At 46.3% G+C, this 8,454-nt stretch carries 5 protein-coding genes; 1 reads left to right on the forward strand and 4 read right to left on the reverse strand.

Features of this window, described 5'->3' with window-relative positions; all coding sequences use genetic code 11:
* Positions 1-97 precede the first annotated feature (97 nt).
* Entirely contained in the window at positions 98-1,801 is a 1,704-nt protein-coding gene (locus AC805_RS13860) for a ShlB/FhaC/HecB family hemolysin secretion/activation protein (RefSeq protein WP_055075972.1), read from the forward strand.
* A gap of 114 nt (positions 1,802-1,915) precedes the next feature.
* Here AC805_RS13860 and coaD read toward each other — a convergent pair whose 3' ends face one another.
* The 4 genes from coaD to AC805_RS13885 all read right to left on the reverse strand — a co-directional run bounded on the left by coaD (position 1,916) and on the right by AC805_RS13885 (position 8,266).
* Positions 1,916-2,401 carry a pantetheine-phosphate adenylyltransferase gene (gene coaD, locus AC805_RS13865; protein WP_331459077.1) on the reverse strand — a complete coding sequence of 162 codons (486 nt, stop codon included), beginning with the start codon at positions 2,399-2,401 and terminating at the stop codon, positions 1,916-1,918.
* 407 nt (positions 2,402-2,808) lie between these two features.
* On the reverse strand, positions 2,809-4,188 hold the full coding sequence (locus AC805_RS24755) for a formylglycine-generating enzyme family protein (protein ID WP_072143625.1): 1,380 nt from the start codon (positions 4,186-4,188) through the stop codon (positions 2,809-2,811).
* Positions 4,189-4,295: 107 nt separating this feature from the next.
* Positions 4,296-4,928 carry a hypothetical protein gene (locus tag AC805_RS24760; protein ID WP_072143626.1) on the reverse strand — a complete coding sequence of 211 codons (633 nt, stop codon included), beginning with the start codon at positions 4,926-4,928 and terminating at the stop codon, positions 4,296-4,298.
* A 668-nt stretch (positions 4,929-5,596) separates the two neighbouring features.
* Positions 5,597-8,266 (reverse strand): DUF3536 domain-containing protein, encoded by a 2,670-nt coding sequence (locus AC805_RS13885; protein WP_055075974.1) that lies wholly within the window; start codon positions 8,264-8,266, stop codon positions 5,597-5,599.
* Between the last annotated feature and the right edge of the window lie 188 nt (positions 8,267-8,454).

The raw sequence follows: 8,454 nt of genomic DNA on the forward strand, positions 1-8,454 counted from the left end.
AAGGGGGATTGAGGGGGATCTAACCCTTGAAATGCAGACAGATATACCTGCCACCTTAATTTAGAAGATCAAATAGAAGATCAAATAGAAAATCAAAATGAATAGCCCAAAAGCCTTCACCCCCCTTGTTGTTAAATTGTCGAGTTTTTCTCTCCTTGCCGCTATTGGTTGCAACTCATGCCTCATGGAAGCATCGGCTTTAGAACAAAAAGATATCCATTTTCTTAATACTCCCAAAAGTTCTAAGTTAGTAGGGAATGAAATCGCGCCAGCGCCCACATCACCCCCATTAGTCGCGCAGGCGATCGCTATCAAAAAGGTTAATATCATCGGCAGCACCCTATCAGACAATGCCGACTTCAGCAGCGAGATCTCCAAAATATCCGCAACCCTTGAAGGCAAACAAGTATCCGCCGCCGAAATCCAAAAGGCCGCGCGATCGATATCCCAACTCTATGCTGATCGCGGCTATACAACATCTCGCGCCGAAGTTGATTCCAATCAAATTGTCGATGGAGTTGTTACCATTCGCGTAATTGAAGGCAGAATTGAAAAGATCGAAATTCAAGGCTTAAACAATACCAATCCCGATTATGTGCGATCGCGCCTTGAGTTAGGCGTGGGCATTCCCGCCAATACCGCCAAAATCGAAGACCAGTTGCGATTGCTGCGGGCAGACCCAATTTTTAAGAATGTCGAGGCAAGCCTGAAAGCAGGGAGTCAGCCCGATAGCAGTATTCTCTCTGTAAAAGTAGAAGAATCCAATCAATTTGGCGGATTTGGTAGCTTCGATAACTACTCTCCCCCCGCTGTAGGTGCGGAACGCTTGGGCGCGGGATTACTCTATCGCAATGTCACGGGCAATGGCGACACCCTTTCGGCAGCCTATTACCGAACTACGACGGGAGGCTCAAATCAATATAGCTTTTCCTATAATTTGCCGCTCAATCCCATGAATGGAACTCTGACGCTGCAATATTCGCCTAGTAATTTCCGCATCACCCAAACTCCTTTTGATGTATTTAACATCAATGGTAATAACGCTCAGTACGATGTCAGTTTTCGACAACCCTTATGGCGATCGAGCATCGAAGAATTTGCGCTGACCTTGGGCTATGACTATCAAAACGGACAAACATTTTCCTTTAACGATCTCGCTACCCCCTTTGGTACTGGTCCCGATGCTAATGGCGTTAGCAAAACCAGCGTAGTTCGCTTCGGGCAGGACTATACCCTGCGTGACCTTTCAGGTACTTGGGCTTTGCGATCGCAGTTCAATCTCGGTACAGGGCTATTCGGTTCGACCTATGTCACTACCCCTAGCGGCTCGTTTTTTAGCTGGCTCGGACAGGTGCAACGCTTGCAAGTCTTAGGTACGGACTCTTTGCTGATCGCCTCATTGGATGCCCAACTATCTGCCGATCCCTTGCTGCCTTCACAACAGTTTATTATTGGAGGCGGTCAGTCCCTGCGTGGTTTTCGTCAAAATGCCCGATCTGGCGATAATGGCATTCGATTTTCGTTAGAGAATCGCAATACCATCGTTCGCAACGACCAAGGTGCGCCAGTCCTGCAAATTATCCCCTTTCTAGATGCTGGTGGCGTATGGAATAACGCTAAAAATCCCAATACCCTGCCCGCGCAAAACTTCTTGGCTGGCGGTGGTGTCGGGTTTCTATACACGCCAGTGGAGCGCTTAAATTTGCGTTTGGATTTCGCCATTCCCTTTGTCAACCTCAGCGATCGCGGTACTAACGTGCAGGAGCAGTCCTTATATTTCAGCCTCGGCTATCAATTCTAGGTTCACTCTAGAACTAAAAGCTGAGTGGCGGCGCTTCGCGCCGCCACTCAGCTTTTAGTTCTAGAGTTTTCATTTTGCCGTAGGCAAAATGAAAACTGCAATAGTGCGATCGGCTTATTGTTGAAATTTTTGTCTTAAGGCGATCGCTACTTGTGGGGTTACCAGATGCCCGATTTCGCCACCAAAGCGAGCAATTTCCCGCACTACACTACTACTCAAAAAACTATATTCATTGGAAGTAGATAGAAAAACCGTCTCGATGTCATTTGCCAAGGTCTTATTGGTATGCGCCATTTGCAATTCCAATTCAAAATCTGAAACTGCCCGTAAGCCTCTAATTAAAACCTGTGCCTGTTTGAGATGGGCATAGGTCACGGTTAAACCCGTAAAGGTATCGACATCAACATTATCGAGATACTGAGTTGCTTCGCTAATCTGTAACATTCTTTCCTCCATCGTAAATAGAGGCGTTTTATTGGGATTTCGTAAAACCGCAACTATCACGCGATCGAAGAGATGACTGCCACGTTTAATAATATCGAGATGCCCAAAGGTAATCGGATCGAAACTACCTGGATAAATAGCAATCAACGCAGTCACCAAATCACTATGCAAGCAATTATAGCCGTTGCCAGTGGATCGCTACAAAAACCCCAATAGATTCGTACTTTTTGTTTGTACTTTTTGTAACGATCCACCTTGGACAAGGATGACACCGAATAAATATCAAGATGACCCCTCGCTGCGACCGCTAAGCCAAAATCAACTAAGCGATCGCCTAAATTCAATCCCTTGAGTCTTTTGACTCCAGTTGGTCGTGGCTCATTAGTAAGCGTTCTCCAAATCAAACCCCAAGAATTAATTGGCGGCGCGAAGCGCCGCCAATTAATTCTTGGGGTTTATGTCCTAGTACACTTGGCGACAGCTTACGCCTAACTACATTACGCCTAACTACTTAGTTCTGCCCAGCAGATAATGGCAACGCAAATCGCCATCATTATCTTTAATCAATCATGCTGTATTGCGGAAATAACCACGCGAAATCCGATGTCGTTGTAGCGATCGCCTTGCCAATGCCACTCACGGCTTGCGGAGCGGCATAATTTTGCCTCATTGCTCCACGATCCCCCCTTGCGTACCCTGCGTCCAACATTGCCTTCTATCCAAGCCTTGCCATCCGCTGGTGCGCCATAAAAATTATCGTGCCAAGTATCGTGCCAAGTATCTTCACACCATTCCCATACACCCCCATGCATTTCGTATAGCCCCCAAGGATTAGGTACTTTCTGTCCGATTGGATGCGATCGCTTATCAGCATTAGCGGCAAACCAAGCATAATCTGGAAGTTGAGTGGAATCATCGCCAAAGTGGTAAGCCGTATTTGTGTCAGCCCGACAGGCATATTCCCATTCTGACTCGCTGGGTAGGCGATAGAGATGCTGAGTTTTTGCCGCCAATCTGCGGCAAAACTCCTGAGCCTCCAACCATGAAATACTTTCCATTGGTGCTTGTAAATTGTCGCGAAACGTAGCGACATTGCTACCCATAATCTCTAGCCATTGTTCTTGAGTCACCGCAAATTTTGCCATATAAAAGGAAGGAACCCTAACTTCGATCGGCGGCGATTCATTCTCGCGGCGGTCTTTTTCACTAGCGGGTGAACCGATGGTGAATTTGCCTGACGGGATGCGTACCATTTCCATATAAATTCCATTCCCGAAATCATCGCGAAATGCTCTGTCACCCCTCTTAATCGGATCGACGGGAGGTTCGACAATCGGAGCCGATATCACGGTGACGATCGGCTTGGGTTTTGGTTTGAGGTTTTCTAGAAAGAGCGCCAAACTAAATCCTGCGATCGCCGCACTACCATTGACCAATAATTGCCGCCGATTGAGCGGTACTCGCGTTAGGGATTTCGCTAAAGATTGGGCAATCATTAACACTTTCAGCGTAGAAACTTCGGAATCTGTTTGAGGCTTTTCACTACGATCATCATCATTAGACTGATCGCGAATATCGCGAATATCTAGATACTCAGTGCGAAATTCGGCAATGTAGGCATAGCCCTCTAAATATTCCCGTACCAAACAGTAGTAGCCATCCTCATCAAAAAAAGCCTGCACTTTGGGCGCAAGGGTATAGTTTTGCCCTATTTCATAGAGCCTTTTAGCGATCGCTTCGGGTGCGCATTTATCCTCTTGTATATCCTCTTGTATATTCTCTTGTAAGACTTGCCAGCAATAGATCGCACATAGAGGCTTGGGAACGATCGGCATTTCTAAATTTTCGGCAAGATACAACGATAAAGCGATCGCATCAATTTGCTCGCGATCCAGAACTTGCTTAATACGGTAACGATTACTGAGAATGCTATCTAAATCCATAGGGAAATTGTATAGTACCCCCCAAGATGGTTACATTTTTCTCCCCAATTTACAGTGCAAATCAAAATAATTGGCGGCGCGGTGCGCCGCCAATTATTTTGATTTGCTCAAATGCCCTGTTCCTTGCTCAGACGATGTCCAATATGGATCAGAAGTTCTTTAGTGGTGCTTACATCTCGATCATCACCAATAACCACTACCAAAAATTTTCCTGTGGCGATCGCTGTCTCATATTTACGCGCTTCCGTCTCCGCAATTCCCAAAGAAGTTAAAACCTGTGGCAATCCGCCATCCGTCTCAATATCTTGCCAGTTTAGCGATCCATAACCATGATCGGCATCGTGATAATTTTTTCCCAGTACTGAGATTTTGTCCCTGCTGATGCCAGCATCGTGGATTTCCTTTGCCGCACTTTCTGCTTCCGTATGGGTGGTGAAAATGTCTACTATCGTGAACTTCTCAATTACAGGCAGATCCTGAGCCATATCCCCCAGTTTATCAACATACATTGGGGGCTCAACCGCGTAGTTATTAATCAAACCTTCCGTATCAACTGTGTAGCCATCAGCGGTGTGAAGACTGTCAGGCTCTTCGGAATTATGGGGGGTATGCTTATAGTTCGCACCTTCTCTCTCTTTCCTCGCTCTAGTTTCGGCAGGAACGATATGAGGATCGAAAGAATCAGTAGTTGTGTCGCCAGTTGTGTCGCCAGTTGTGTCGCCTTGAACTTTAATACTCATGATGTTCTCCTTATTAAATCAATCTTGAAGTTAGGATCGGGGATATAAAAAACCATTTAAGAATTGGATAGATCCCCCCCAGCCCCCCTTAAAAAGGGGGGAGAATTAAATTCTTCCCCCTTTTTAAGGAGGATTGAGGGGGATCTCTTAGAGTTTTTGACCGCAGAAAGTAATTCTTAAATGGGTTCTAAGTATCTAGATACTAGATATAAGTATCTAGATACAATTAAATATAAAATTCCAAAAGCTGTAGCGCAGGCTCAGACTACGCTACAGCTTTTGACTCTAGTGCAGTATAGTTAAAGCCCCAAAATAGAAGAGCGTACCACCCGCTACGCGGGTGGTACGCTCTTTTGTCTTTGGACTTTAATTATGCTTAACTGCTTATTCATTGGAATAGTAAGGAAATAGATACTTAGTCATCCTAATCAATGCTAATCAATGGATAATTAATCTATTGACTGAATTGCATGAATTGATTGATTACGATACAAATCAAAACTGAAAAGCGAAGTGCGGCATAAAATGCCGCCCTTCGCTTTTCAGTTTTATAAGTAGTTCGGCATCATTAAAAACCAAAACCAGAGAGCATACCGCCCGCTGCGCGGGCGGTATGCTCTTCTGGGTTTTAAGTTTACTTATGCCTAGCTACTTAGCTGTTGCCTGAATTAGGCATGAAGCCAAGCTTCCGTAGCAATTCCTAACTTGCCAGCAGTATCAATCAACTGATGCAGTTCTAGATTAGAAATACCTTCGCAGAGATTTACCTCAATGTGAATGGGCTGTTTAGCAACCGATTCCAAATCGAGAATCTGTCTAGCCAAAACGCATTGGGGAGCAATCCGTTTGAATAGGTAGTTGAGAAAGGCCTCTTGCGAGAGGTTAAGATTGAGTTTGAGATTAAGGCGATCGCTAATAATTAAAGCCTGCTCGATTTGATTGAGATAACTAAATAGGGACTTTTCATCCAGATCTGGCAATTGACCTAGCTCCTGAATCTGTTTCAGAATATATTTCTCGATCATCTTTGCATTTTCAACATGGGTAAACTTGCAGCCCAGATTGATAGCTTCGATCGCCACGGCATCGAGTCCCACATTCGGTAATGATGCTCCCGTTTCTAATCGCTTAAGTTCCTCAGAGAGTCGATTATTTAAAACAATATCGGCTGCTACCTGTAGTTCGGGTGGTACAGGCAAATCATCGCGGCGGAAAGAAATAAGAATTCCGTAATTATCGCGATAAACCTGCTCGTATAGCTGGTCGAGCCGAGTCAGGGTTTCATCGGCAAGCATTTGTAAAATGCGATGACGTTCCTCGGCAAAGAGGTGATGCAAATTAAACTGCTCGCCACTAAAATTACTCGCCATGGCGAGAATTACCGCCGCCGTATTCGCTTGTTTGAGAACTTTAAACAGGGTGGCTTTGATTTCCTCATATTCGCGCCTTCCCGTAAAGGGTTGAATGCAGCAATGAAAGTCATCGCCGCCCAGATGCAACACAGCAAAAATATAATTTACAGATTCTTGAGTGATGCCAGAAACCAGTTGAATCTGCCCGATCGCTAGGGACATCGAGCCAATGCGTTGGAGTTGGTAATCCTGCTGCTGGATCTGATAGCAATAGATCTGTTGCGATCGCGCGTAGTTGCCTAAGGTTGAACTGAGGGCATACTGGGCAGCAACTTGGGCGAGGGTAATGCGATTGGTAACAACCTGTTTGCGGTACACACCCTTGCCATCTTTAAACTCAGCTAGATTGCTAGGCGCACCAGACATACGTTGGATAAATTCCTCCTCGAGCAATACTCCTGCCACATCGGCGGCAAGTTCGATCGCTCTGGCGGCATAGCGGAGGATCTGTACGGTCTCAGGGCGCGATAACTCCTCAAAGAACCAGCCGCAACTGGTAAACATCAGCAAGGCGTGGCGCTGCATTTCTAATAGTCGCAGGGCATCAACTCTTTGGGCAGAGGTGGATACTTTGTTGCCCGATTGCTGCTCGAAAAATTTCTCTAGCACCAAGGAAGATTCGGTCAGGTCATCGCGTAGGGAATATTTGAGGACATCGATATAGCGATCGCGAGCTTCCCAAGGATCGTTAAAGTATTTACGCCCAATGTCCACATATACGGCAGCAAGGCGATCGCGCAACCAATTTAAACTATCGCGCAATGGTCGCCGCCATAGTTGCTGATAGCCCGAACCTTCGCCGCCACAGGTGCAACCACCCTGCCAGCGATCGACTCCGTGGGCGCAACTCCAAGCCGTTACCGATTTTAGCTCGGTCTCCCATGTCGGGGGAAACAGGCTTAAATAATGGGCGTAATTGGTGACATGCCAGCCCCGACGGGGAAATTCCTCAACGAAGGCATAAGAAAGGGTTTTTTCGGTAAAGTGCTTGTGATGTCCGAAGGTTTCGCCATCGGTCGCCACGGACACGATTTGATGCGGACGGCGATCGCTGCGAACAGCTTGACTCAGTCGTTTAGAAAAATTGTGAGAACTACCAAGGAGATCCCCAAAGCCCATATCGCGGGAAATGGGACCATCGTAGAAAAATATGTCAATGTAAGCGTCAGTATTTGCAGGTAAATGGAACTGACCGAGTTCGGAAACATTGCTGCTGCTGGCATTGTGGCGACGCAGGTGGCAACGATAGGCGCGGTTGGGATCGATCTGTGCGCCACCCACTTCTTGCCATGCGGGATTGGGATTCTCATCCGTCGGCATGGGTCGGCAGCGCTGTGCCTGCGATGGCGCAAGGACGATAAATTTGATCCCCTCTAAAACCAAGGCTTCTAAGGTTTCATAGTCAACCGCCGTCTCCGCCAGCCACATGCCCTCAGGTTCGCGCCCAAACCGCGATTTAAAATCCTCTTTACCCCAGCGAATCTGCGTCAATTTGTCACGCCAATTTGCCAAGGGCATAATGATGTGGTTGTACACCTGTGCGATCGCATTGCCATGACCATTGAGGCGATCGGCACTGCGGCGATCGGCATCAATAATTGCTTGGTAGGTATCGCGATCGTGAAATTCCATCCATGAGAGCAACGTTGGCCCCATGTTGAAACTCATGTACTCGTAGTTATTGACAATCTTAACGATTTTGCCATCATGACGCTCAATCCTTGAGAATGCGTTGGGACGGTAGCATTCATGGTGAATTCGCGCATTCCAGTCATGAAAAGGAGCAGCACTTTCTTGCCGCTCAATGGCGTTCAGGTAAGGATTTTCACGAGGAGGCTGATAAAAGTGACCGTGAATTGTAATATAAATTCCCGAATCAGTTTGACTCTGGACATCAGGCGAGGAGACAGAAGCAGCAACAGTCACGCAAATCTTCCCTTAATAAGGCAAACGAAATATGTCATCCATCTTGGCAGATTTTTCTAATAGTTCGCAAGGAACTATAGAAAAGCTTTAGAAATTAGAGAAGGCTTAATTTCTCTGCTAATCACCTTAATTAATCAGCTAGATTAAGTAGCTGGGCATAATTAAAACCCCAAAACCTGTAGCGCAAG

The organism is Pseudanabaena sp. 'Roaring Creek' (genome assembly GCF_001402795.1).
Classification (GTDB): domain Bacteria; phylum Cyanobacteriota; class Cyanobacteriia; order Pseudanabaenales; family Pseudanabaenaceae; genus Pseudanabaena.